Source organism: Marinobacter oulmenensis (assembly GCF_014201735.1).
GTDB classification, from domain to species: Bacteria; Pseudomonadota; Gammaproteobacteria; order Pseudomonadales; family Oleiphilaceae; genus Marinobacter; species Marinobacter oulmenensis.
The window spans coordinates 490,230-513,329 of the sequence record NZ_JACHFE010000001.1; the positions used below are offsets into that span (position 1 = coordinate 490,230).

At 61.0% G+C, this 23,100-nt stretch carries 24 protein-coding genes; 6 read left to right on the plus strand and 18 right to left on the minus strand.

Translation table 11 applies throughout. From position 1 onward, the window contains the following. Positions 1 to 5 precede the first annotated feature (5 nt). Positions 6 to 779, plus strand: a complete 774-nt coding sequence (gene hisF, locus HNR38_RS02250; RefSeq protein ID WP_183699327.1) for an imidazole glycerol phosphate synthase subunit HisF — start codon at positions 6 to 8, stop codon at positions 777 to 779. A gap of 11 nt (positions 780 to 790) precedes the next feature. Here hisF and HNR38_RS02255 read toward each other — a convergent pair whose 3' ends face one another. The 4 genes from HNR38_RS02255 to gpmI all read right to left on the minus strand — a co-directional run bounded on the left by HNR38_RS02255 (position 791) and on the right by gpmI (position 5,867). Then, the gene (locus tag HNR38_RS02255; protein ID WP_183699330.1) at positions 791 to 1,627 is read right to left on the minus strand and encodes a divergent polysaccharide deacetylase family protein; all 837 of its coding nucleotides are present in this window, start codon (positions 1,625 to 1,627) and stop codon (positions 791 to 793) included. Next, positions 1,624 to 3,024, minus strand: coding sequence for a S41 family peptidase (locus HNR38_RS02260; RefSeq protein ID WP_183699332.1), 1,401 nt, complete (start codon positions 3,022 to 3,024; stop codon positions 1,624 to 1,626). Before HNR38_RS02260 ends, HNR38_RS02255 begins: the two co-directional genes overlap by 4 nt. 135 nt (positions 3,025 to 3,159) lie before the next feature. Next, a complete protein-coding gene (locus HNR38_RS02265; protein WP_183699720.1) occupies positions 3,160 to 4,302 on the minus strand; it encodes a murein hydrolase activator EnvC family protein in 1,143 nt (380 codons plus the stop codon). Positions 4,303 to 4,319: 17 nt separating this feature from the next. Then, positions 4,320 to 5,867 (minus strand): 2,3-bisphosphoglycerate-independent phosphoglycerate mutase, encoded by a 1,548-nt coding sequence (gene gpmI, locus HNR38_RS02270; protein ID WP_221275616.1) that lies wholly within the window; start codon positions 5,865 to 5,867, stop codon positions 4,320 to 4,322. Between the two features lie 175 nt (positions 5,868 to 6,042). Between gpmI and HNR38_RS02275 the strand changes: the two genes are divergently transcribed. Next, complete coding sequence (locus HNR38_RS02275; RefSeq protein ID WP_183699334.1) at positions 6,043 to 6,459, plus strand: rhodanese-like domain-containing protein; 417 nt, start codon at positions 6,043 to 6,045, stop codon at positions 6,457 to 6,459. A gap of 131 nt (positions 6,460 to 6,590) precedes the next feature. Next, entirely contained in the window at positions 6,591 to 7,088 is a 498-nt protein-coding gene (secB, locus tag HNR38_RS02280) for a protein-export chaperone SecB (protein ID WP_183699336.1), read from the plus strand. Positions 7,089 to 7,155: 67 nt separating this feature from the next. Here secB and trmL read toward each other — a convergent pair whose 3' ends face one another. The 4 genes from trmL to HNR38_RS02300 form a co-directional block, all read right to left on the minus strand. Beyond that, the gene (gene trmL / locus HNR38_RS02285) at positions 7,156 to 7,620 is read right to left on the minus strand and encodes a tRNA (uridine(34)/cytosine(34)/5-carboxymethylaminomethyluridine(34)-2'-O)-methyltransferase TrmL (protein WP_183699338.1); all 465 of its coding nucleotides are present in this window, start codon (positions 7,618 to 7,620) and stop codon (positions 7,156 to 7,158) included. A 5-nt stretch (positions 7,621 to 7,625) separates the two neighbouring features. Beyond that, complete coding sequence (locus HNR38_RS02290; RefSeq protein WP_183699340.1) at positions 7,626 to 8,804, minus strand: acetyl-CoA C-acetyltransferase; 1,179 nt, start codon at positions 8,802 to 8,804, stop codon at positions 7,626 to 7,628. Between the two features lie 99 nt (positions 8,805 to 8,903). Then, positions 8,904 to 9,644, minus strand: coding sequence for a pteridine reductase (locus tag HNR38_RS02295; protein WP_183699342.1), 741 nt, complete (start codon positions 9,642 to 9,644; stop codon positions 8,904 to 8,906). A 17-nt stretch (positions 9,645 to 9,661) separates the two neighbouring features. Then, a complete protein-coding gene (locus HNR38_RS02300) occupies positions 9,662 to 10,774 on the minus strand; it encodes a tRNA nucleotidyltransferase/poly(A) polymerase-related protein (protein WP_183699344.1) in 1,113 nt (370 codons plus the stop codon). A 230-nt stretch (positions 10,775 to 11,004) separates the two neighbouring features. Here HNR38_RS02300 and HNR38_RS02305 point away from each other — a divergent pair, with 230 nt between their 5' ends. After that, entirely contained in the window at positions 11,005 to 11,544 is a 540-nt protein-coding gene (locus HNR38_RS02305) for an LPP20 family lipoprotein (protein WP_183699346.1), read from the plus strand. A gap of 34 nt (positions 11,545 to 11,578) precedes the next feature. After that, positions 11,579 to 12,772, plus strand: a complete 1,194-nt coding sequence (locus HNR38_RS02310) for a flagellar assembly protein T N-terminal domain-containing protein (RefSeq protein WP_183699348.1) — start codon at positions 11,579 to 11,581, stop codon at positions 12,770 to 12,772. Here the strand turns inward: HNR38_RS02310 and HNR38_RS02315 are convergent, their stop codons facing one another. The 8 genes from HNR38_RS02315 to trhP form a co-directional block, all read right to left on the minus strand. Next, positions 12,773 to 13,231, minus strand: coding sequence for a SufE family protein (locus HNR38_RS02315; protein ID WP_183699350.1), 459 nt, complete (start codon positions 13,229 to 13,231; stop codon positions 12,773 to 12,775). It abuts the gene before it with no gap. Between the two features lie 44 nt (positions 13,232 to 13,275). Next, entirely contained in the window at positions 13,276 to 13,818 is a 543-nt protein-coding gene (gene sufT, locus HNR38_RS02320) for a putative Fe-S cluster assembly protein SufT (protein ID WP_183699722.1), read from the minus strand. Between the two features lie 27 nt (positions 13,819 to 13,845). After that, a complete protein-coding gene (locus HNR38_RS02325; protein WP_183699352.1) occupies positions 13,846 to 14,202 on the minus strand; it encodes a HesB/IscA family protein in 357 nt (118 codons plus the stop codon). A gap of 12 nt (positions 14,203 to 14,214) precedes the next feature. Further along, positions 14,215 to 15,468: an aminotransferase class V-fold PLP-dependent enzyme gene (locus HNR38_RS02330; protein ID WP_183699354.1), complete on the minus strand. Its 1,254-nt coding sequence runs from the start codon at positions 15,466 to 15,468 to the stop codon at positions 14,215 to 14,217. 5 nt (positions 15,469 to 15,473) lie between these two features. Continuing rightward, on the minus strand, positions 15,474 to 16,763 hold the full coding sequence (sufD, locus tag HNR38_RS02335) for a Fe-S cluster assembly protein SufD (protein ID WP_183699356.1): 1,290 nt from the start codon (positions 16,761 to 16,763) through the stop codon (positions 15,474 to 15,476). A 15-nt stretch (positions 16,764 to 16,778) separates the two neighbouring features. Then, complete coding sequence (gene sufC, locus HNR38_RS02340) at positions 16,779 to 17,540, minus strand: Fe-S cluster assembly ATPase SufC (RefSeq protein WP_183699358.1); 762 nt, start codon at positions 17,538 to 17,540, stop codon at positions 16,779 to 16,781. Between the two features lie 66 nt (positions 17,541 to 17,606). Next, positions 17,607 to 19,055, minus strand: a complete 1,449-nt coding sequence (sufB, locus tag HNR38_RS02345) for a Fe-S cluster assembly protein SufB (protein WP_183699360.1) — start codon at positions 19,053 to 19,055, stop codon at positions 17,607 to 17,609. A gap of 361 nt (positions 19,056 to 19,416) precedes the next feature. Beyond that, a complete protein-coding gene (trhP, locus tag HNR38_RS02350) occupies positions 19,417 to 20,736 on the minus strand; it encodes a prephenate-dependent tRNA uridine(34) hydroxylase TrhP (protein ID WP_183699362.1) in 1,320 nt (439 codons plus the stop codon). A gap of 195 nt (positions 20,737 to 20,931) precedes the next feature. Between trhP and HNR38_RS02355 the strand changes: the two genes are divergently transcribed. Continuing rightward, positions 20,932 to 21,288: a helix-turn-helix transcriptional regulator gene (locus HNR38_RS02355; RefSeq protein ID WP_183699365.1), complete on the plus strand. Its 357-nt coding sequence runs from the start codon at positions 20,932 to 20,934 to the stop codon at positions 21,286 to 21,288. On the opposite strand, the gene fabB is transcribed toward HNR38_RS02355, so the two are convergent. Both fabB and fabA read right to left on the minus strand, forming a co-directional pair. Beyond that, positions 21,275 to 22,486, minus strand: a complete 1,212-nt coding sequence (gene fabB, locus HNR38_RS02360; protein ID WP_183699367.1) for a beta-ketoacyl-ACP synthase I — start codon at positions 22,484 to 22,486, stop codon at positions 21,275 to 21,277. The two genes, HNR38_RS02355 and fabB, sit on opposite strands and share 14 nt — an antisense overlap. 11 nt (positions 22,487 to 22,497) lie before the next feature. Further along, positions 22,498 to 23,007, minus strand: a complete 510-nt coding sequence (gene fabA / locus HNR38_RS02365; RefSeq protein ID WP_183699369.1) for a bifunctional 3-hydroxydecanoyl-ACP dehydratase/trans-2-decenoyl-ACP isomerase — start codon at positions 23,005 to 23,007, stop codon at positions 22,498 to 22,500. Positions 23,008 to 23,100: the final 93 nt, after the last annotated feature.

Consider the following 23,100-nt stretch of genomic DNA (forward strand, 5'->3'; position numbering starts at 1 on the left):
GTATCATGGCATTGGCAAAACGCATCATCCCCTGCCTGGACGTGGACAAGGGCCGGGTTGTAAAAGGCGTCAACTTCGTGGATATCCGGGATGCTGGTGATCCCGTGGAAGTGGCCCGCCGGTACAACGAACAGGGCGCGGATGAGATCACCTTCCTCGATATTACCGCCAGTCACGAAAGCCGCGACACCACCTATGAAACCGTCGAGCGTATGGCGGCGGAAGTCTTTATTCCGCTGACCGTGGGCGGCGGCGTCCGCACCGTGGAGGACATCCGCAAGCTGTTGAACGCCGGCGCGGACAAGGTCTCTATCAACACCGCGGCGGTGTTTAACCCGGAATTCGTCAAAGAGGCGGCAGACCGCTTTGGCCGCCAGTGCATTGTGGTCGCCATCGACGCCAAACGGGTCAGCGCCGAGGGCGAAGCACCGCGCTGGGAGATTTTCACCCATGGCGGCCGCAAGCCCACTGCTCTGGATGCCATCGAGTGGGCGAGGAAAATGGTGCAGCTGGGGGCAGGGGAACTGCTGCTCACCAGTATGGACCGGGACGGCACCAAGGTCGGCTTTGATCTGGAGCTGACCCGCGCCATCAGTGATGCTGTGGCGGTTCCGGTGATTGCCTCTGGCGGAGTGGGGGAGCTTGAGCATCTGGCGGACGGTGTGACCGAAGGCGGAGCGGATGCTGTTCTGGCCGCCTCCATCTTCCACTTTGGCCAGCACAGTATTCCCGAGGCCAAAGCCTTCATGAAAGCACGGGGTATTGAAGTCCGGGACTGACTGGCCCGGACTCAGTCAGCGCCGGTCAGGCTCCGGAGCTTGTGGGCGTAGGCCGGCTTTACCGGCTGTTTTTCTCCCTTTGCAAACATCTGCCGGTTGCCATTGCGAATGGCCCACAGGCCACTGACGGTGGCAACCGCGATCCCTTCCTTGTCCAGCATGGGCAGATGCTTCTCCAAGTAGTCCACGGTCACCTTATGGGGGTGGCCGATGCCAATGGCTGTGCCTCTTTTGCGGGCAATGCGGATCAACTCCTTGAACTGCTGGTCAACAAATTCCTCGGTTTGCTGATGATCCAGGAAGACGTCCCGGGTCATGCTGGGAATCCGGTAAACCTTGGCCACTTCTCCGGCGATGGAGCTGGCAATGGTCCGGCTGTCGACAAAGTACACCGGGTACCGGTTCAACTCCTGCATGATGCTGTCCATGGGGACCAGCTGCTGGGTAAGCAGGCTGCCCATGTGATTGTTCATGCCCTGAACATGGGGGATGGACTGCAGGGACCGCCGGAGTGTGGTGGCCAGGGCCCGGGCGTCCATATCCGGCGTCAGGCCGCCGGCGCCCAGACCAATGTGGCGGGTGTTGGCCATCGGGGCGTGCAGCATGATTTCCTTGCGGTGATCATGGGCCAGCTCGGCCAGTTGCACCGTGTGCCGGCGAAACGGCAAGAAGGACAGGGTCAGGGGTTGGTCCATCTGCGCCAGTCGACGGCCCTCGGTGACGTTGTACCCCATGTCATCGATGATGATCGCAATGGTCGGCTGCTGGCTTTCGGCCGGGCCGTCCGCCTGGGCTGACAGTGGTGCGATGGCGAGCAGCAGCCACGCCAGGACTTTACTCAGTTTCATTGCCCGTCGTCCTGGCCGGTATCCCTGCGGTTCAGGATATGCAGCCCTTTCAGGAGGTTCAGGGCAGAGCGCAACTGGTAATCACGGCTGGCGGCCGAAGCGGATTCGCCTTCGCCCTGTTCCGCTCCCTGCGGGTTTTGCTCTTCGTTTTCGCCTTTCAGGTGCCCCTGCAGGTCGGCTTCGGTGAAGAACGGCTGGCTGTCCAGCTCGTTGACCTCCGCCGGGCGGACCTCAATGTCCGGTTCGATGCCGGTGGCCTGGATGGAGCGACCGTCCGGGGTGAAGTAACGGGCCGTGGTGAGTTTGACCGCGTGGGTTTCATCCAGCGGGATTACGGTCTGCACGCTGCCCTTGCCGAAGGACTGGGTACCCATGACGACCGCCCGCTCATGATCCTGCAGGGCGCCGGCCAGGATTTCCGAAGCGGAGGCCGAGCCGCCATTGATCAGGACTACAATCGGTGTGCCGGCCATGGCGTCACCGGGCTTGGCGGAAAAACGCAGCCGTGAGCTCTGGATGCGGCCCTCGGTATAGACAATCAGGCCATCGTCCAGCAGGGCATCAGCGGTATCCACAGCGGCCTGCAATACGCCGCCGGGGTTGTTGCGAAGGTCAATGATCAGGCCGTCGAGGTCATTGCCGTACTCGGCTTCCATGTCGTCCAGGGTTTCCAGGAACTGGCGGCCGGTGTCGGCCTGGAACTGGGTGATCCGCACGTAGCCGTAGCCGTTGTCGATCATCCGGGACTTGATGCTGGTGACCTTGATGACGTCCCGGGTAACATCGATTTCGATGGGGGCATTCTGGCTCTCGCGCATGATGGTCAGGGTCAGTACCGTGCCTGGTTTGCCTCGCATCAGCTTGACCGCTTCCTCCAGCGACATGCCCTTAACCGGCTTGTCGTCGAGCTTGATGATCAGATCACCGGCCTGCACGCCGGCGCGCTGGGCGGGTGTGTCGTCGATGGGGGAGATGACTTTGACGAAGCCGTTTTCCATGCCCACTTCGATGCCCAGGCCACCGAATTCACCGGAGGTGCTTTCCTCCAGTTCCTCGTAATCCTTGGGGGCCAGGTAGGCGGAATGGGGGTCCAGGTTTGAAAGCATGCCCTTGATGGCGCTTTCCAGCAGTTGCTGGTCGGAGACGTCTTCCACGTAGGCATCCTTGATCCGGCTGAACACCTCGGTGAACTTGCGCAGATCATCCAGGGGCAGTTGCTCACGGGGGGCAGGCGCTGGCGTTTCCATCTGTTTCGCGCCGTCCATGTCCTGAAGTATCTGCTCACTGTCGAGTTCGCGGTCCTGGGCCAGTGCCGAAACAGAGAGAGTGAAGATGCCGACTGCCAGTGCGATGCGGCGTAGTGGCGGGAACCCGAGAGTGTTTGTGGCCAGTTTCATTCACATATCCTGTTTGCTTTCCGACAGTTGGCGCGCGGCTGCGATTGTCACAGTATGGCGCTCACTGCCTGGTTTGTCAGCCCTTTGGCAGCCAGGGGGCTGTCCGTGTGACGGATTTGCTGACAGGGCCTGCCCTTAAGGCTTACCCAGCCAGCGCAGCGGGTTGATCGGTTTGCCCTGGCGGCGGACCTCGAAATACACGGCCGGGTCCTCCGTGCCGCCGGTACGCCCGGCCAGTGCGATGGTTTCGCCGGCCCGGACCCAGTCGCCCGGCGAAGTAAACAGGCTGCTGCTGTGCCCGTAGAGGGTCAGATAGCCGTCGCCGTGATCAATGATGGTCATCAGGCCGAAGCCCCGGAGCCAGTTGGCGAACACCACTCGGCCGTAGTGTACGGCTTTTACGTCCGCCTCTTCCTTGGTGTTCATCAGAATGCCGGTCCGGCGCAGCTTGCCTTCGGCGTAGCTCGCGCCAAAATTGCTGACCACCCGGCCCGAGGCTGGCCAGGGCAGCTTGTCGCGAAGCGATTTGAAGGGGCGGCTCTCATTGGGGGCGGGAATGCTGGCAATGGCCTGCTGCACCTCTTCCAGCAACTGCTCGAGGCGTTTGCGGTCGGCTTCCAGATCCTTGCGTTCGTCCTGGCGGCTACGGATGTCCTGGTTCAGGGCTGCAAGTGTCTGTTCGCGCTCGGCACGGCTTTCCTGAAGGGATTTCTGGCGTTGCTCAAGGTCGGACTCGGTTCGGGCCAGGCGGGTTCGGGTGGCCTGGACATCGGCCTGGGTGGCCCTGAGGTCAGCCAGGCTCTGGCGGAAGGCCTCCAGCCTTTTCACAGTGTCGCGGCCGAGGTATTCGTAGTAGGTCATGGTCCGGGCGATTTTGCCCGGTTCGATTTCATTCAGCAGCACCCGTAACGAAGGCGCATCACCTTCCATCCAGGCGGCACGTATCTGTTTTTCCAGGCCCTTTCGCTGCTGCTTCAGTGTGCTGGTGAGTTCCTGCTCTTTCTGACGCAGTTCGGCCAGCCGGTTTTCCTGCTCGCTGGCTTTCTGGCGCAGTTCCCGGCGTTCCCGGGTCAGGTCGCTGATCCGGCGTTCGCTCTTCGCCAGTTGCTGTTCCAGGCTGGAGCGGTCCTCCTCGGCATCGGCCAGCCACTCGTCGATGTCAGCAATCTGCTCCTTGAGTTCCTCCACCTGCTCGGGCGTCACTTCCTGTTGTGCGCTGGCGGCCTGGGCCCCGGTCAGTACCAGGGCCAGGGCCAGTGTTCGAAGAGAGCTCAAGATGCCGCCTGTGTTCCGGATCAGTCGAACTGAACCAGGCTGTGCCCGGTCATTTCCTTCGGCTGCGGGGTATCCATCAGTGAAAGCAGCGAGGGGGCGATGTCACTCAGGCTGCCATCGTTTTTCAGATGGATCCTGCGCGGGCCGGTATAGACCAGCGGCACGGGACCAACGGTATGGGAGGTGTGCAACTGCCCGGAATTGGGGTCGGTCATTTGCTCGCAGTTGCCGTGATCGGCGGTGATCAGCGATTCGCCGCCCACTTCGTCAAGGGCTTCGACCACCCGCTGGACGCACTGATCCAGGCACTCCGCCGCCTTTACGGCTGCATCCAGGCTGCCGGTATGGCCCACCATGTCGCCGTTGGCGTAGTTGCAGACGATCAGGTCGTATTTGCCGCTGTGGATCGCTTCGACCAGTTTGTCGGTGACCTCCGGTGCGCTCATTTCCGGTTTGAGGTCATAGGTGGCCACCTTGGGCGAGGGCACCAGGATGCGGTCCTCCCCCTCAAACGGGGTTTCCAGACCACCGTTGAAGAAGAAGGTGACGTGCGCGTATTTCTCGGTTTCGGCAATGCGCAGTTGGGTCTTGCCCTGTTTGGCAATGTATTCGCCCAGCCCGTTCACCAGTTTCTCCGGCGGGTAGGCGCAACTGGTCCGGATGTCGGCTGCGTACTCGGTCAGCATGACGAAGTCGGCCAGTGACGGGTGCTTGCGGCGGGTAAAGCCGTCGAAATCGTCTTCCACGAACGTCCGGGTCATCTCCCGGGCCCGGTCAGCGCGGAAATTCATGAACAGCACGGCATCGCCGTCATTGACCGTACCCGCCGGCTCGCCTTCCCTGTGAATACGGGTGGCTTTGACGAATTCGTCGTTTTCACCGCGTTCGTATGCCTGCTCAAGGGCGCTGACCGGATCCTCGAAGGTATATTCGGCTTCACCCAGGGTTATGGCGTTGTAAGCCTGTTCAACACGGTCCCATCGGTTGTCCCGGTCCATGGCGAAGTAACGGCCAACAATAGTGGCGACCCGGCCGACGCCCAGGCTTTTCATCTTGGCGGCCGCTTTTTCCAGTGACGGGCGGGCGCTGCGCGGAGGCATGTCCCGGCCATCCAGGAAGGCGTGAATATAGACTTCCGTGGCGCCGCGACTGGCTGCCATTTCGGCAGCGGCCAGAATGTGGTCTTCGTGACTGTGTACGCCACCCGGGGAGAGCAGGCCCATCAGGTGTACGGCCCGGCCATTGTTGACGGCTTTGTCGATGGCCTTGCACAGGGCCTTGTTGCTCTGAAAAACGCCGTCTTCCAGGTCTTTGTCTATGCGGGTCAGGCTCTGGTAAACCACCCGGCCGGCGCCGAGATTCATGTGGCCAACCTCGGAGTTACCCATCTGGCCCTGTGGCAGGCCGACAAACATGCCTGAGGTGTTGATCAGTGTCTTGGGCTGCTGCTGCCAGATCTTGTCCCAGAAAGGGGTATTGGCTCTGGAGATGGCGTTGTCTTCGGCCGGGTCACGATGGCCCCAGCCGTCCAGAATGATCAGTGCAGTAGGCTTGCGCATCTCGGTCATCACTTCGTCCGGTTGGTTGTCGACAGGGAGTGCAGATTCTAACCGTTTTCATTCTCACAAGCCATGGACGATAGACGGTGCGGCGCCCGGGGCGGATGGCTTGCCTTCCCCTCCTTCTTTGACCCGGCCCGGCTGTGTATAATCCGGCCAAACCAAATTTTGTCAGGGCAGTTTCATGGATCGCTTGTTTGAATTCGTTGTGAATCACTACATTCTGGCGTCATTGTTTGTGGCGTTTCTCCTCGCCATCCTGTTTCTGGAGACGCGGCGCGGCGGTGCCAAGGTGTCGTCCCAGGCGCTGGTGGGCATGATGAACAAGGACGAGGCGGTGGTGGTTGATATCCGCGATCGCAAGGACTTCGGTGAGGGACACATTACCGGGGCCGTCCATATTCCGCTGAGCGGCATCAAAAGCCGGGCCAGTGAACTCGACAAGTTCAAGGACAAGCAGATTGTGGTGGTGGACAAGATGGGCCAGCACTCGGCCATGGCGGTCAAGCAACTGAATGCCCACGGCCTGAACAATGTGGCCCGCCTGAACGGTGGTATCGCAGACTGGAAAGGCGCCAACCTGCCGCTGGTCAAAAAGTAACAGGGCTTGATCCGGGCCCGGATCTGCCGCACTGTTTCATCCTGTGATTTCGCCGGAACCGCCAACGCCCTTCCGGCCCAGTGACTTTAACAACGGGCTTGTCCCGCTCCGTATTAACGAAAGGATTGATCATGGCTGAGAACCAGCAAGCCGCAGGCAACGAAAACCAGAGCCAACCCCAGTTCGCCCTTCAGCGTATCTACGTGAAGGACCTGTCGTTTGAATCCCCGAACTCCCCGACGGTTTTCCAGGAGCAGTGGAAGCCGCAAGTGAGCCTGGATCTGAATACCTCTCACAACCAGGTCAGCGAGAACCAGTACGAAGTGGTACTGTCGATGACCGTGACTGCCAAGCTGGGCGAGAAGACCGCCTACATTGTGGAAATCCAGCAGGCTGGTGTGTTCATGGTATCCGGTATCGAGAGCAACCAGCTCGGCCACATGCTCGGTTCCTACTGCCCCACGGTACTGTTCCCCTATGCCCGCGAGGCCATCGACGGTATCGTCAACAAGGGCAGCTTCCCGGCACTGATGCTGGCGCCGGTGAACTTTGATGCCATCTACGCCCAGGCGCTCAAGCGCAAGCAGGAAGAAGCCAACGGTGAGTCGGCGGAAGACAAGGCGCACTGATTGATTTCAGTTCTGCCGAAAAACAAAACCGGCCCGGGTGGCCGGTTTTTTTATGCCTGATCGGGCGTCAGACAGCGCCGTCAAAGCCCAGCTGGCGCCAGGCTTCGTAGGTGACCAGCGCCACCGCGTTGGACAGGTTGAGGCTGCGGCTTTCCGGGCGCATGGGAATACGCAGGCGATGGCCGTTGGCCAGGGCATCCCGAACCGCCGGAGGCAGGCCGCGGGTCTCTGGTCCGAACATCAGGTAGTCATCCTCGCGGAAGCGGGTCTGGTGATAGGGATGGGAGCCGTGTGTGGTTAGCCCGAACAGCCGCCCTGGCTGTTCGGAATCCAGAAAGGCCTGATAGCTGGCGTGCACATTGACCCTGGCGTATTCACTGTAATCCAGGCCGGCCCGGCGCATCTGTTTGTCTTCCAGGGAGAAGCCGAGGGGTTCGATCAGGTGCAGTCGGCAGCCGGTGTTGGCGCAGAGCCGGATGATATTGCCCGTGTTGGGCGGTATCTCCGGCTCGTAGAGCACAATGTTCAGCACCGGTTTCAGCGCTCGACGGCCAGCGCCACGCCCATACCACCGCCAATGCAGAGGGTCGCCAGACCTTTGTGGGCGTCCCGGCGTTTCATTTCATGCAGCAGGGTAACCAGGATCCGGCAGCCGGAGGCGCCAATCGGGTGGCCCAGGGCAATGGCGCCGCCGTTGACGTTGACCTTGTTGGTGTCCCAACCCAGATCGCGGTTGACCGAGATGGCCTGGGCGGCAAAGGCTTCATTGGCTTCCACCAGGTCCAGGTCGTCCACACTCCAGCCGGCACGCTGCAGACAACGCTGGCTGGCGGGAATGGGACCGGTGCCCATGATGGCCGGATCAACGCCCGCGTTGGCGTGGGCCTTGAGGGTGACCAGCGGTGTCAGGCCCAGTTCCCGGGCCTTGTCGGCACTGCAGACCATCACGGCCGCGGCGCCATCGTTCAGGGAGGAGGCGTTACCGGCGGTGACAGTGCCATCCTTGTTGAAGGCGGGGCGCAGCTTGCCAAGGCTTTCACCGGTGACGCCGTCCCGTGGGCACTCGTCCTGGCTGATGACCAGCGGCTCGCCCTTGCGCTGGGGGATGGTGATGGGAACAATCTGGTCGTCGAAATAACCGGCTTTCTGTGCCGCCACAGCTTTCTGCTGGGATGCGGCGGCGAAGGCGTCCTGCTCTTCCCGGCTGATACCGTACTTGTCGACGATGTTCTCGGCGGTTACGCCCATGTGGTAGTCATTGAAGGCATCCCACAGACCGTCATTGACCATGGTGTCGATCATGGTCCAGTTACCCATTCGCTGGCCGTTACGGCTGTTGGGCAGCACGTGGGGCGCCTGGCTCATGCTTTCCTGGCCGCCGGCAATCATCAGCTCGGCATCGCCGCACTGGATGGCCTGTACCGCCATGTGGACGGCCTTCAGGCCGGAACCACAGACCTTGTTGATGGTCATGGCGGGCGTGGACGCCGGCAGTCCTGCATTCACCGCTGCCTGACGGGCCGGGTTCTGGCCACAACCGGCCGTCAGCACCTGACCAAGAATGACTTCGTTGACCTGTTCGCCGGCCACGCCGGTTTCCGCCAGTATGGCCTCGATCACCGCAGAGCCGAGCTGGTCAGCGCGCAGGCTGGACAGCCCCCCGCCAAAACTGCCAACGGCGGTTCGCCTGGCGGCAACAATAACGACATCACGCATGGTATTTCTCCGTTTAATGGCTGGGTCGGGCGTTCCAACCCATTTTTATAGTAAAGGCGGCATTGTAGCCGGAAAGCCGGAAGTGGCCCAAACCGGCCGCTACATGTTCAGGCTGCGGCCACCGTCCACGGGCAGGATCTGCCCGGTCACGAACGGCGCATCACAGATCAGATAGGTGATGGCACCGGCAATATCTTCCGGGTTGCCGGTGCGGGCGAGGGCAGTCTTGTCGAGTATGGCCTGCTGGTGAGACTCGTCCATAGGGTCGTTTCCTTCCGGCCAGAGAATGGCCCCTGGCGAGACACCGTTGACCCGGATCTGCGGCGCCAGTTCCCGGGCCCAGAAACGGGTGAGGGCGGCCAGCCCGGCCTTGCTGGCACAGTAAAGCGGGTGGTCCGGCAGCGGGCGTTCGCTGTAGATATCAATCATGTTGACGACAGCGCCCGAAGCCTTTTTGAGCGCCGGCAGACAATGCTGCAGCAGGAAGAACGGCGCCTTCAGGTTGGTGTTGAGAATCAGGTTCCAGTCGTCTTCACTGGCGGTCCCGGTGGGGGTGGGGTAGAACACCGAGGCATTGTTGATCAGCCCGTCCAGCCGGCCCCAGTGTTTAACCGCAACGTCTGCCACCCGGGCGACGTCATCGGGATTGGTCAGCTCGCCGGCAACGCAGGTGGCGGAATCGGACCGGGCCCGGTTCAGCTCTTCCACCAGAGCCCGTGCCTGCTCGGCCCGGCTGCGATAGTGAATCACCAGGTTCCAGCCCCGTTTGTGCAGTGCTTTCGCGGTTTCGGCGCCCAGCCGGTGGGCGGCGCCGGTAATCAGTGCGACAGGTGTGCTCATGCTTTGCTCCTCTGGTGTCAGGATTCCAGTTGGGCATTGATACGTGCCAGACGCTCCCGGTGGATGGCCTGACCCAACTCCCGGCCCTTGAAACCCTGGGCCATCAGTTCCCTTGGAGAAATGTCGCGGGTACGGTCAGCCATGGTCTGGAGTCGCTTCAGCAGCGGGCTTCGATCTTCGTCGAGGGTGCAGCCGAGGGTTTCCAGCAGGGCGTCGAACCGTTCAGGGCGGCGCCAGACATCGGCGTGTTCCAGCAGCGCCAGCCAATCCGCTGCCGCCATGTCGCCGGTGTCGGGTTGGTGCAGCCGGTGGCTGAAGCGGCAGACCAGTCCGGCGAGGTCCCGGCATTCGTTGGGGGCTTTCATTGCATTTGCACGTTTGACCACCTGGTCTTCCTCCAGCGGGAACAGCATGGCTGCGAACCGCTGGGCGGTGGCGCCGTCCCGGTTGTGGATGCAATGCAGGGCTCTGATGGCTGAGGGCAGCGTTTCCGGGCCGGCCAGTTCGGGGACCAGGGAGGGCAGTGCGCCCACCTGCTCAAGCACCTCCCAGAATACCCAGGGGGCCTGTTCGTTGAGCGCCCGCTGAACCTCCTGCCAGACCCGTTCCGGCACCAGGTGGTCCAGCTCTCCCTGCTGCACCATGTCGCGCATCAGTGCCAGTGTCTCCTCGCCAACCCGGAAACCAAGAGGCTCGAACCGGGCAGCAAAGCGCGCGGTGCGCAGGATGCGCAGCGGATCCTCGGCGAAGGCCGGGGACACGTGGCGGAGGATGCGCGAGTGCAGGTCGTCGTGGCCGTTGAAGGGATCAACCAGTTCGCCGTCTTCGGTTTCGGCCATGGCATTGATGGTCAGGTCCCGGCGCAGGAGATCCTGCTCCAGGGTGACGTCCGGAGCACTGTAGACGGTGAAGCCATGGTAGCCCTGTCCCTGCTTGCGCTCCGTGCGGGCCAGCGCGTATTCCTCGCGGGATTGCGGGTGCAGGAAGACCGGAAAATCAGCCCCCACCTGCTTGAAGCCCCGCTCCAGCATGTCTTCCGGGGTGGCGCCAACCACGACCCAGTCCCGATCCTTGACCTCCAGGCCCAGTAGTCTGTCCCGGACGGCGCCGCCCACCAGATAGCATTGCATGGATCGGTGTATCCTCTGTTCAGGGTGAAAGCCATTGATTATCCGGCCCGGCGTGGCCGGAGGCAAACCGGGTACCGGCGGGTGTTGATGTCTGACAGGCAGTTTTTTGCCGCCCGGCCCCTTCGGGCAGGCGCCGTTCAGGCTTTAATCGCTGTAAATCAGTTGCTTGCTGTATGTGGCGTGATTTTTTCATGGTTGTGCCAAAATGCTTTTTCCGGAGACAGGACCCTATGATGCCGCGATGGATGCTCGTGCCCGCGTTGGCCATTGCCCTGGCTGGCTGCGCCTCGACTGGCGACAGTCAGCGTGAAGATGTTGGTCAGCAGTTGATTGACCCGGTTACCGTACGGGTCAGCGGTTATGGCACCTACGAAAACGTGGATCAGGACCGCACGGATACCGGCAAGCGCCTGAAGGCCCGCCGGGCCTCCCGTCTGGATGCCTACCGGAACCTGGCGGAACGGGTCTACGGGACGGTGATTTTTGGCCGCTCCACCGTCAATGATTTCGTCCTTCAGGATGACAGTTTCCGGGCCTATGTCGACAGCTATGTCCGCGGAGCCCGGGTGGTGGCGGTCAATGAGCACAGCGATGGTGTGATTGAAACCGTAATGCAGCTCAAGCTGGAATCGGCGTTTATTGCCTGCGCCGCCCAGTACGCGGATGAGGCGGTGCACGACAAGTGCAGCGTGCCCATCCCCCGTGCCAATGAACGGGTGAATGAGCAAAGCAGTGGTGACAAGGCTGAGTCTCTCTATTATCTGGATTGATCCGGCAAACCGGCCGGCGAATATCGGGAGTGTTATGAAGCGTATAGTCCTGTTCTGGTTGATGCTCTGGCCCGCCCTTGGGGCGGCGGCCATGCTTGAGGGCGTTGGCCACGCCACCATCCATGACGGCGATGTCGAGCAGGCCCGTGCCGAGGCCCGCCAGGCCGCCATGCGTGATCTGGCGCTTCAATACGAGGCCAGAATCAGTTCCAGTGACACGGTGGAAAACGGGGAGCTGGTGCAGTCCAGTACCCGGGTTTCCAGCACTGCCACGGTGCGGGATGCCGAGGTGGTGGATGAATTCCGTAATGGCAACCTGCTGCGGGTGATTGTCCGTGGTGATGTGGTTTCCGGTAATGGCGATGAATGTAAGGCCGGTGCAGCCCGGGAGCTGCGCAAGCGGGTGGCGGTGACCGGTTTTCCCATTGTCTCCCCTGAGCAGGGTGGCAACCAGGTACTGGATAATGCCGGCGAACGCCTGCCCCAGGCCCTGGTGGCCCGGCTCCAGCGTGAAGGCAACCTGCAGGTGCTGGGCAATACCTCCCTGCAACTGTTTGGCAACCTGGCGGATGCACCCACCTCCCGGGGCAATATTGCCGCCAATCACCTGACCAACGTGGTTCAACTGGCCCGCGAACTGGGGGCCCAGTTTGTGGTATCCGGGGTGATCCGGGATATGGGATTGTCTGATCCCAACGCCTGGGGCTCCTCCATCGTCGACAAGATGCAGCGGAGCATTGGCGTGGTCGATACCACCCGGCGGTTTGAGGTGGAGTTGATGGTGTTCGACGGCTTCTCAGGCTCGCCGGTCTATCGCAAGCGTTTTGAAACCTCGGCCCAGTGGGACCCGCAGGGCAGTGACGGGATTTCCGCCTCGGGCTTTGAAAGCTCCCAATGGGGCAGGGCGGTATCCGGTGTGATTGACCGGATGGTCGGCACCGTGAATGAAAGCCTGGCCTGCCAGCCATTCATGACGCGGATTACCCGGGTGGACGGTGATCGTGTCACTCTGGAATCGGGGGCAACCGCCGGTCTACGGCCGGGTGTGGAGATGGATGTTTACCGGACCCGCCGTTATTTTGATTCGCTGAATGGCACACCGGAACTGACCGATGCGGGGGTGGCCATCACGCTGAATAACGTTCACCCGGATTTCAGCACAGGGCAGATGCCCCGGCATTCCGGGCAGGTGAACATTCAGCGTGATGATATCGCCATTATCTGGTGATCAGGCCGCTTCGGCGGCCGCGATGTCCCGGATCTTGCCGACCATGGCGCGCAGGCCGTTGCCCCGGGTCGGGGAAATGTGTCGGAACAGGTCCAGCCGTTCGAACAGTTCGTCGATATCTGTGGCCAGCAGGTCCCGGGGTGTCTTGGCATTCAGGGCCACCAGGATGATCGCGGCCAGCCCGCGTACAATCATGGCGTCGGAGTCGATCAGCAGATAGAGCCTGCCGGTTTCCGGATCCTGGTGGTGAATCAGCCAGACCTGGCTCTGGCAGCCATGCACGTAATTCTTCTCGACGCGCTCGTCCTCGGGGAACTCGGGCAACTGCTTGCCCAGGTCGATGATGTAGGCGTAACGCTCTTCCCAGTCATCGAGAAAATCGAAGTCGTCCAGAACGTCTTCCAGTGTCGTTTTCTGCCCCAGGGGGTTGTTCAGAAACTGTTCTTTGCTGGCGGTCATGGCTGTCTGTGTCAGTCAGTGTGTTTCAGCGGCCCGGGCGCTGGTTAAAGCATCCCGAGTTCGAGTTTTGCTTCATCGGTGAGCATGTCGTTGCTCCAGGGCGGGTCAAACGTGAGCTCTACGGTGACCTTGTCGACATTGGGCACGTGCTCCACCTTGCGTTTGACGTCGTCGGTGATCACCGGACCCATGCCGCAGCCGGCGGCGGTGAGGGTCATGCGGATGTAGATGTGATTGCCTTCCTCGCCGCCGTTTTCAATGTTGCACTCGTAAATCAGGCCCAGATCCACCACGTTGACCGGGATTTCCGGGTCATAGCAGTTACGCAGGGCTTCCCATACCTGGTTTTCGTTGACGGTGCCGTCTTCCGGCGTTTCAAAGCTGCTTTCCAGGGGCTGCTTGCCCAGCGCGTCCGCGTCGTGGCCTTCCACGCGCGCGAGGTTACCGTTCACCGCCACGGTGAAGGTGCCACCGAGTGACTGGGTGATGGTCACGAAGGTATCCGACGGAATCATGATCTCGGTTCCGGAGGGTACCAGACGTGCCTCGACTTCGCGCTTGGTCAGGACAACTTCCCGTTCTTGCATACTCAATCAGCCCTCATTCTGAGCGTTTCATGCCACCGTGAAGCTTTCGCCGCAACCACACTCCGCCGTGGCGTTGGGGTTGTTGAAGCGGAACAGGGAGTTCACGCCCTCGGTGACAAAATCGATTTCAATGCCGTTGACCAGCGGCAGGTGTTCTTCCTTCACGTACACATCCACGCCGTCGATGGCAAAAATACGATCATCCGTCGCGGGCGTCTCGACCCACTGGGTCTCGTACTTGAAACCGGAGCAGCCGCTTTTCTTGATGGCCAGGCGAATACCCTTGGCATCCGGCTTCTTGTCCAGTTGCTTGCGAACGTGTTTGACCGCGCTCGGGGTCATGGTCACGGTCACTTCATTCGGGGTGAAGACTTCGGCTGTCATGTTTCCACCTCCTCAGGTAAACAGACGCTGGATTTTCTGCAGGCCTGCGAACAATTGATCGACCTCATCCAGCGTATTATAGAACGCGAACGAGGCCCTGGCTGTGCCGGGAACTCCGTAGAAATCCATCAGCGGCATGGCACAGTGATGCCCGGTGCGGATGGCGATGCCCTGTTGGTCCAGCAGGGTGCCCAGATCGCTGGGGTGCAGGCCTTCGAGTGTGAACGACAGAACCGGGACTTTACGGGCCGCATTACCGAGGATTTTCAGCCCCGGCACACTGGGTACCAGCTCGTTGGCGCGCTCCAGAAGGGCCATTTCCGCCGCTTCCATGGCCGGGCGATCCAGGGCATTCAGATAGTCGATGGCCGCACCCAGCCCGACGGCTTCGGCGATGGCCGGCGTGCCCGCCTCGAATTTGTAGGGCAGGACATTCCAGGTGGTACGCTCAAAGGACACCCGCTCAATCATCTCGCCGCCGCCCTGGTAAGGCGGCATCTCTTCCAGCAGCTCGGCGCGGCCGTAGAGCACACCAATGCCGGTGGGCCCGAACAGTTTGTGTGACGAGAAGGTATAGAAGTCACAGCCCAGTTCCTGCATGTTCGGCTGGAAGTGAGGGACCGCCTGGGCTGCGTCCAGCAGGGTCAGGACACCGAATTTCTTGGCCTGCTCGATCAGCGGCGCCACCGGGTTCACCGTGCCCAGCACGTTAGACACGTGGGCAAGAGCCAGGATCCGGGTGCGCTCGTTGAGCAGGCTGTTGAACGAATCCAGGTCCAGCTCGCCTTCGGGGGTCACCTGAATGGGGATCACCTTGGCGCCGGTGCGTTCGGCAATCATCTGCCAGGGCACAATGTTGGCGTGGTGCTCCATGTGGCTGACGAGGATTTCGTCGCCTTCTTTCAGGCGCGGTGCCAGGCCGTTGGCCACCACATTGATGGCTTCGGTGGTGCCCCGGGTCCAGATGATTTCCCGGGTGCTGCCGGCGTTGAGGAAGCGACGAACCGTCTCACGTGCGCCCTCAAATGCCGTGGTTGCGCGATCACCCAGTGTGTGGGCTCCCCGGTGCACGTTCGAGTGCATTTCCCGGTAATAGCGGTCCATGGCGTCCAGAACAGCCTGTGGCTTCTGGGCGGAGGCTCCGTTGTCCAGATACACCAGGGGCTTGCCGTTGACCTCCTGGGACAGGATCGGGAAGTCCCGGCGGATGGCCTGGACATCAAAGCCTTTGGCCCTGCTGGGGTTAGCCGTGGACAGGTCGCTCATCGCCCTCAGTTCTCCTCGATAAAAGTCTGCTCAAAGAATTCGTTCAGCCGTGTCTGGGCGGTTTCCCGGACGGCTTCCACCGGAATCTGCTCGACCAGTTCGTTGATGAAGGCCATGGTCAGCAGGACGTTGGCCTGGCGCCGGCCGATACCCCGGGATACCAGATAGAACAGTGCAATGCGGTCCAGTTGGCCGATGGTGGCACCGTGGGCACACTTGACGTCGTCGGCGTAGATTTCCAGTTCCGGCTTGGTGTCGATTTCCGCCTTGCTGGAGAGCAGCAGATTCTTGTTGTTCATGTCCGCATTCGACTGCTGGGCATCCTGATGGATATGGATGCGGCCATTGAACACGGCATGGGACTCATCCGCTGCAATGTTGCGATAGGTTTCCTCGCTGTTGCAGTGCGCGGCTACGTGGTCAATAGAGGTGTGGTTGTCATAGTGCTGCTTGCCCTGAGTGACCACTACGCCATTGAGCTTGGTTTCCGCGCCTTCGCCTTCCAGTCGCACCTGCAGGTCGTGCCGGCGCAAGGGGCCGCCAAAGCCCACGCAGTGGCTTTCAAAGCGGGAGTTGCGTTGCTGGACCACGCCGGTGGCGCCGATGTGCTGAACATTCTCGCCTTCCATGTTCAGGCGGATGCTGGTCAGGTTGGCGCCGTCGGCCAGGTTGAACTCGGTTACGGTATCCACCAGTACCGGCGCATCGCCGTCGGAAATGTACTCTTCCACCAGGGTCATCTGGCTGTTGGCGCCGGCGTCGACAAACACCCGCGGGTAGGCGGAGCCACTGGCGTCGCCGACGGTCTCGTGAATCACGAACAATGGCTGATCCAGGACCGCGCCGGGTTTGAGCTGGATCAGCAGGCCATCTTCAAAACGGGCACCATTGAGATGGGCGAACTGCACCTGTTTGGGATCCAGGGTGCTGCCGAGCCGGTCCGCGAGTTTGCCGGCGTCTTCTTCCGGCAGGTCATTGAAACTGCGGATGCTCAGGCCGTCAAAGTCCGGGAACTCGCTGGCTTCCGGAATCATCACGCCGTTGACAAACACGACCTTGTACCCGGGCACCGCCAGGCTGTGACCGGTTTTGCCGCCGACCGGCAGGGAAATGGCCATGTCGTCGGCCAGTTTCAGGTGCCGGCTGGAGTATTTCCAGTTCTCGGTTTTGCGGGTGGGCAGGGGCATGTCCACGAGCCTGCCGGCCCGCTCCCTGCGCAGCGCCAGTAACGGTTCCGGCAGCGTCTGGCCCGCCGGATGCAGGAAGGCGCTGGATAGCATGGGTGCTGTTTTCATTCCGCGACCTCCCGATCAGTTGCTGGCGTCGTCGTCTTTCACGCCCAGCCAGCCGTAACCTTTCTCTTCCAGTTCCAGGGCCAGTTCACGTCCGCCGGACTTGATGATCCGACCGCCGGCCAGCACGTGCACATAGTCGGGCACGATGTGGTTCAGCAGGCGCTGGTAGTGGGTCACCATCAGGATGGCCCGGTCTTCAGAGCGCAGGGCGTTGACGCCGTCAGACACCACCTTCAGGGCGTCGATGTCGAGCCCAGAGTCGGTTTCGTCCAGGATCGCCAGTTTCGGTTCCAGCAGCAGTGCCTGCAGGATCTCGTTGCGTTTTTTCTCGCCGCCGGAGAAGCCTTCGTTGACGCCCCGTTTCAGGAAGGACGGGTCCAGGTCCACCTGGCGGGAAACGTCTTTGGCCAGCTTCATGAACTCGGCTGCGTTCAGTTCTTCCTCGCCACGATGCTTGCGCTTGGCGTTAACGGCAGTGCGCAGGAACTGCAGGTTGCTGACACCGGGAATTTCCACCGGGTACTGGAATGCCAGGAAGACGCCTTCGCGGGCCCGCTCTTCGGTTTCCTGTTCGAGCAGGTTTTCACCATTGAGGGTGACCTCGCCTTCGGTCACCTCAAAGGTTTCGTTGCCCGCGAGAACCTGTGACAGCGTGCTCTTGCCGGAGCCGTTCGGGCCCATGATGGCGTGTACCTCGCCGGCCTTGATCTCCAGGTTGATGCCCTTGAGGATTTCCTCACCCTCAACGGATGCGTGCAGGTTTTTGATGCTCAGCATGAATGGCGTCTCTCTGTCATCTGCAATTCTGTTTGAATGTAAACTCTTGCCGGTGCCGCGTCACGGTTAACCGACGGACCCTTCGAGGCTGACTTCCAGCAGTTTGCCTGCTTCCACGGCAAATTCCATGGGCAGTTCCTTGAACACTTCCTTGCAGAAGCCGTTCACGATCATGGAAACGGCCTGCTCAGGGTCGATGCCGCGCTGGCGGCACAGGAACATCTGCTCGTCACTCACCTTGGAGGTGGTAGCCTCGTGCTCGACGATGGCGGATTTGTTTTTGCTCTCAATGTACGGGAAGGTGTGCGCGCCACAGCGGTCGCCAATCAGCAGCGAGTCACACTGGGTGTAGTTGCGCGCCCCTTCCGCGCCGGGCTGGAATTTCACCAGTCCGCGGTAGGCATTGGAGCTGCGGCCGGCGGAGATACCCTTGGAGATGATCGTGCTCCGGGTGTTTTTGCCCAGGTGAATCATCTTGGTGCCGGTGTCCGCCTGCTGGTAGTTGTGGGTCAGTGCCACGGAGTAGAATTCGCCAACACTGTTCTCACCCTTGAGAATGCAGCTCGGGTACTTCCAGGTGACGGCGGAACCGGTTTCCACCTGGGTCCAGGAAATCTTGGAATTCTTGCCCAGGCAGGCGCCGCGCTTGGTCACGAAGTTGTAGATGCCGCCCTTGCCGTGCTCATCACCCGGGTACCAGTTCTGGACGGTGGAGTACTTGATCTGGGCATCGCCCAGGGCCACCAGTTCCACGACAGCGGCGTGTAGCTGGTTTTCGTCGCGCATGGGGGCGGTGCAGCCTTCCAGGTAGCTGACGTAACTGCCTTCGTCGGCGACGATCAGCGTTCGCTCGAACTGGCCGGTGTTGGCTGCGTTGATCCGGAAATAGGTGGACAGCTCCAGCGGGCAGCGAACGCCTTTGGGTATGTAGACGAACGAGCCGTCGGAGAAGACCGCGGAGTTCAGGGCGGCGAAGAAATTGTCGCCGGCGGGCACCACCGAGCCCAGGTATTTTTCCACCAGTTCCGGGTATTTCTGGACGGCCTCGGAAATCGGGCAGAAGATCACGCCGGCCTCGGCCAGTTGCTCCTTGAACGTGGTCGCTACCGATACCGAATCGAACACCGCATCCACGGCCACGCCTGCGAGCTTCTCGCGCTCGTGCAGGGGAATGCCCAGTTTCTCGTAGGTGCGCAGCAGCTCCGGATCCACTTCGTCCAGGCTCTGGGGCATGTCTTCCTGTTTCTTGGGCGCCGAATAGTAGGAGATGGCGTTGTAGTCGATCTCCGGGTAGTCCACGTGGGCCCAAGTGGGGTCGTCCATCTCCAGCCAGCGACGATAGGCTTTCAGACGCCACTCCAGCATGAATTCCGGCTCCTGCTTCACCTTGGACAGGCGGCGGATAACGTCTTCGTTGAGACCGGGTTCGAACGTGTCGGCTTCGATTTCAGTCACGAAACCGTGTTCGTATTCCCGTTTGATCAGCTCTTTCACCTCTGTGTCGGTGGTCGCCATGATCGTCGCTCCGTCAATTCTCTCATCGAGGGCTTCGGGCCCTGGTGCTGCAGCGGCCCGTCCTGTTTCAGGTTACGCCCTGCAATCGCTTTATGGATGAACGGGGCCGGGCCTGAAGGGCTGCCCCGTTGCTTCTGGCGAGTGATTATACAATACCAGAGTAAAATAGTCAGGTATTAAATTGATCCCGGGGAAAGTATACCTTAATAGCGGTTATAGCCCCATCTTGCACAGCGTCTCAGGGAGTGAGCGGGGAGGTCTTTCCAAAACCGTGCGGAGCCAGGGATGGCGGAGCCCGAGCGCTACAGGGATGTATTTACAGCGTGTTTTGGAAAGACCTCCCCGCTCGCGTCCCGGGCTGTCAGTTGTTTTCCGGCAGAATCCGGGTCAGGTAGCTGCGGTCCAGGGACGCTGGCAGGCCCTCCGGCCGGGGGATGCGCACCACATGACCGCTGCCCGGTGCGTATTCCATGGGTTCACCCTTGCGGTTCTCCATGATGTTGGCGGAAAAGCGCAGGTTGCCCTCCGGAGTGATCAGTTCCAGGGTGTCGCCCGGTGCGAAGCGATTTTTCACCTCAATGGTCAGCCACTGGCCGTCCTGTTCGGCCACGGTACCAACCACCTGCTGGGTGCCAAGGTAGGAAGAGCCCTGCTCGTAGGTCTGGTATTCCTGGGGCACATGGCGACGCAGGAAGCCTTCGGTGTAGCCACGGTTCGACAGGGCTTCGAGCTCATCCATCATGCCCATGTCGAAGGGTTTTCCGGCGACGGCATCGTCAATCGCCTGGCGGTAGACCTGGGTGGTGCGGGCCACGTAATAGGTGCTCTTGGTGCGCCCTTCGATTTTCAGGGAGTGAACCCCCATTTTGACCAGTTCCGCCACGTGCTGGACGGCGCGCAGGTCCTTGGAGTTCATGATGTAGGTGCCGTGCTCATCCTCATAGGCCGGAATAAAACCGCCCGGGCGGTTGGGCTCTTCCAGCAGGATTTCCCTGGGTTCCACCTGTCCGACCGGTGCGTCGGCGGAGGAGGCAATCAGGTCGCCGGTCTGGTCGTGGCTGTGGGCCACTTCCTTGTAGTTCCAGCGGCAGGCGTTGGTACAGGCGCCCTGATTCGCGTCCCGGTGGTTCATGTAGCCGGACAGCAGGCAGCGGCCGGAATAGGCCATGCACAAGGCGCCATGGACAAAGACCTCCAGTTCCATCTCCGGCACTTTGTCCCGGATCTGGCGGATTTCATCCAGGGCCAGTTCGCGGGACAGGATGACCCGGCTGATGCCCTGGCGCCGCCAGAACTCGACCGTGGCCCAGTTCACAGCATTGGCCTGGACGGACAGGTGGATGGGCTGGTCCGGCCAGCGTTCCCTGACCAGCATGATCAGGCCGGGGTCGGACATGATCAGTGCGTCCGGGCCCAGTTCGATAATCGGTTCCAGGTCCCGCAGGTAACTGCGCACCTTGTTGTTGTGCGGGGCAATGTTGGAGACCAGATAGAACTGCTTGCCGAGTTCGTGGGCCCGGTTAATGCCGCCAGCCAGCGCTTCGATGTCTTTGAAGCTGTTGTTGCGCACGCGCAGTGAATAGCGGGGCTGACCGGCGTAAACGGCATCGGCGCCATAGGCAAAGGCGGTTTCCAGGTGGTCGGGTGTTCCGGCTGGCGCCAGCAGTTCCGGGGTGTTCATGGTCTCTCCAGAAAGGTCGGAGTTAATCGAAGGGTCATAAAGATCCGGGCATTATGGAAAACTTCAAGTGCCGAGGGAAGTCGTCATAACCGAATGGCGGTCTTCAAAAGTCCTATTGATTATTTTCGGCGAACATGTGTACGCTGATTGCCAGAATGATAAGTTGCCATTGTTATTGATGTGGGAGGAATACGCATGGCATCAGACCCTCTGAAGCCTGAATCATCAAAGCGTCCGCTGGGTGCGCGGGTCAGCTCGCTGATCCTGGTTCAGCTGGAGCGTGGCAAAGTGGGTGTGGAAACCGTCGCCGGCCAGTTGAATATGAGCCGGTACACGCTGCACAAGAAGCTGCGTCAGGAAGGCGTTACCTTTGCTTCTTTGCTGGAGCAGGTGCGTCGTGAGCGGGCGCTCACCTATATGCGGGATAAAACCAAGCCGCTGGTGGAAATTGCCGAGCAGCTTGGTTTTTCGGAACTGAGCGCATTCAGCCGGGCTTTCAAGCGCTGGATGGGCACTTCCCCGGCTGAATACCGCTCCGTCAGACTTTCTTGAACACCAGGGTGGCGTTGGTGCCGCCGAACCCGAAGCTGTTGCTCATCACCAGGTCCAGATTCTGGTTGTCCTGGCGTTCGCGCACGATCGGGTAGCCTTCGGCGCCTTCGTCCAGATCCTGGATGTTGGCGGACGGTGCCAGGAAGCCTTCGCGCTGCATGATCAGCGAGTAGATGGCTTCGTGCACGCCCGCCGCGCCCAGGGCATGGCCACACAGGGGCTTGGTGGAGCTCAGTGGCGGAATGTTGTCGCCAAAGGTTTCCTTCAGGGCCTTCAGTTCGGTGATGTCGCCGGCCGGTGTGGACGTGCCGTGGGTGTTGATATAGCTGATCTCACCATCGACATTGGCCATGGCCTGCTTCATGCAGCGCACGGCGCCCTCACCACTCGGAGCGACCATGTCCGCGCCATCGGACGTTGCGCCGAAACCGACGATCTCGGCCAGAATGTTGGCGCCACGTGCTTCGGCGTGTTCCAGCGCTTCCAGGGCGAGAATCCCGCCACCACCGGAAATGACAAAGCCGTCGCGGTTGGCGTCGTAAGTACGTGAAGCCAGCTCCGGCGTGTCGTTGTACTTGGTCGACAGGGCGCCCATGGCGTCAAACATCAGGCTCAGGGTCCAGTGAATGTCCTCACCACCGCCGGCGAACATGACATCCTGGCGGCCCAGGGCGATCTGATCGGCGGCATGGCCGATGCAGTGGGCACTGGTGGCACACGCAGAGGTGATGCCGTAGTTGATGCCGGTGATGCCGAACGCGGTTGCCAGGGAAGCGTTGATGGCGCTGCCCATGGTGCGCGGCACGCGATACGGGCCAACCCGGCGGATGCCTTTGGCCCGCTGGGTGTCGATGGCATCGATCAGTTCAACGGTGGAGGCACCGCCGGTACCACAGACCACGCCGGTGGTGTTGGCGCGAACCTGCTCATCGGTCAGGCCGGCCTGTTCAATGGCTTCCTGCATGGCCAGGTAGGTGTAACCTGCGGCCGGGCACATGAAGCGATAGATCTTGCGATCGATCAGGTCCGGAAGGTTAAGGCCGATGTGGCCTGCAACGTGGCTGCGCAGTCCGTTTTCCTTGGCTTCCTCGCTGAACGCGATGCCGGAGCGGGAATCCCGCAGTGACTGGGCCACTTCTTTCTGATTGCTGCCGAGGCTGGAGACAATCCCCATGCCGGTAACTACAACGCGACGCATCTTGCTAACTCCTAAAAGTCATCGGTAGACGTGAACAGGCCAACCCGCAGATCTTTGGCGGTATAGATCTCCCGGCCGTCTACTTCCATGCGGGCATCCGCGATGGCCATGGTGAGCTTGCGGCGGATGAGCCGTTTGATGTCCAGGTAATAGGTGACCTTCTTGTTTTCCGGCAGAACCTGCCCGAAAAACTTCACTTCGCCGGCGCCCAGGGCGCGGCCCTTGCCTTCACCGCCACTCCAGGCGAGGAAGAAACCGACCAGCTGCCACATGGCATCCAGACCCAGGCAGCCCGGCATCACCGGGTCACCCTGAAAGTGCACCTTGAAAAACCACTGTTCCGGGTCGATGTCGAGTTCAGCCACCAGGCTGCCCTTGCCATACAGGCCGTCATCGGCGGCGATGTGGGTAATACGGTCCACCATCAGCATTTCGTCGATGGGCAGGCGCATGGCTCCGGGGAAGAGTTCGCCATGGCCGCACCGGATCAGGTCTTCTTTGTCAAAGTGATCGGGATACATGTTGCCGGTTTCTCTGTTGCAAAATGATTTCCCGATACTTTAACGCGTTCCGCGCCAGAGACTATTGACCTTTAGTGGATGATTGCAGAATGC

Bases quoted from the DNA above. Each gene is read 5' to 3' on its own strand.
- hisF (WP_183699327.1), top strand. From the start codon at position 6: ATGGCATTGGCAAAACGCATCATCCCCTGCCTGGACGTGGACAAGGGC.
- HNR38_RS02255 (WP_183699330.1), bottom strand. From the start codon at position 1,627: ATGAAACTGAGTAAAGTCCTGGCGTGGCTGCTGCTCGCCATCGCACCA.
- HNR38_RS02260 (WP_183699332.1), bottom strand. From the start codon at position 3,024: ATGAAACTGGCCACAAACACTCTCGGGTTCCCGCCACTACGCCGCATC.
- gpmI (WP_221275616.1), bottom strand. From the start codon at position 5,867: ATGACCGAGATGCGCAAGCCTACTGCACTGATCATTCTGGACGGCTGG.
- HNR38_RS02275 (WP_183699334.1), top strand. From the start codon at position 6,043: ATGGATCGCTTGTTTGAATTCGTTGTGAATCACTACATTCTGGCGTCA.
- secB (WP_183699336.1), top strand. From the start codon at position 6,591: ATGGCTGAGAACCAGCAAGCCGCAGGCAACGAAAACCAGAGCCAACCC.
- HNR38_RS02290 (WP_183699340.1), bottom strand. From the start codon at position 8,804: ATGCGTGATGTCGTTATTGTTGCCGCCAGGCGAACCGCCGTTGGCAGT.
- HNR38_RS02295 (WP_183699342.1), bottom strand. From the start codon at position 9,644: ATGAGCACACCTGTCGCACTGATTACCGGCGCCGCCCACCGGCTGGGC.
- HNR38_RS02300 (WP_183699344.1), bottom strand. From the start codon at position 10,774: ATGCAATGCTATCTGGTGGGCGGCGCCGTCCGGGACAGACTACTGGGC.
- HNR38_RS02305 (WP_183699346.1), top strand. From the start codon at position 11,005: ATGATGCCGCGATGGATGCTCGTGCCCGCGTTGGCCATTGCCCTGGCT.
- HNR38_RS02310 (WP_183699348.1), top strand. From the start codon at position 11,579: ATGAAGCGTATAGTCCTGTTCTGGTTGATGCTCTGGCCCGCCCTTGGG.
- HNR38_RS02315 (WP_183699350.1), bottom strand. From the start codon at position 13,231: ATGACCGCCAGCAAAGAACAGTTTCTGAACAACCCCCTGGGGCAGAAA.
- sufT (WP_183699722.1), bottom strand. From the start codon at position 13,818: ATGCAAGAACGGGAAGTTGTCCTGACCAAGCGCGAAGTCGAGGCACGT.
- HNR38_RS02325 (WP_183699352.1), bottom strand. From the start codon at position 14,202: ATGACAGCCGAAGTCTTCACCCCGAATGAAGTGACCGTGACCATGACC.
- HNR38_RS02330 (WP_183699354.1), bottom strand. From the start codon at position 15,468: ATGAGCGACCTGTCCACGGCTAACCCCAGCAGGGCCAAAGGCTTTGAT.
- sufD (WP_183699356.1), bottom strand. From the start codon at position 16,763: ATGAAAACAGCACCCATGCTATCCAGCGCCTTCCTGCATCCGGCGGGC.
- sufC (WP_183699358.1), bottom strand. From the start codon at position 17,540: ATGCTGAGCATCAAAAACCTGCACGCATCCGTTGAGGGTGAGGAAATC.
- sufB (WP_183699360.1), bottom strand. From the start codon at position 19,055: ATGGCGACCACCGACACAGAGGTGAAAGAGCTGATCAAACGGGAATAC.
- trhP (WP_183699362.1), bottom strand. From the start codon at position 20,736: ATGAACACCCCGGAACTGCTGGCGCCAGCCGGAACACCCGACCACCTG.
- HNR38_RS02355 (WP_183699365.1), top strand. From the start codon at position 20,932: ATGGCATCAGACCCTCTGAAGCCTGAATCATCAAAGCGTCCGCTGGGT.
- fabB (WP_183699367.1), bottom strand. From the start codon at position 22,486: ATGCGTCGCGTTGTAGTTACCGGCATGGGGATTGTCTCCAGCCTCGGC.
- fabA (WP_183699369.1), bottom strand. From the start codon at position 23,007: ATGTATCCCGATCACTTTGACAAAGAAGACCTGATCCGGTGCGGCCAT.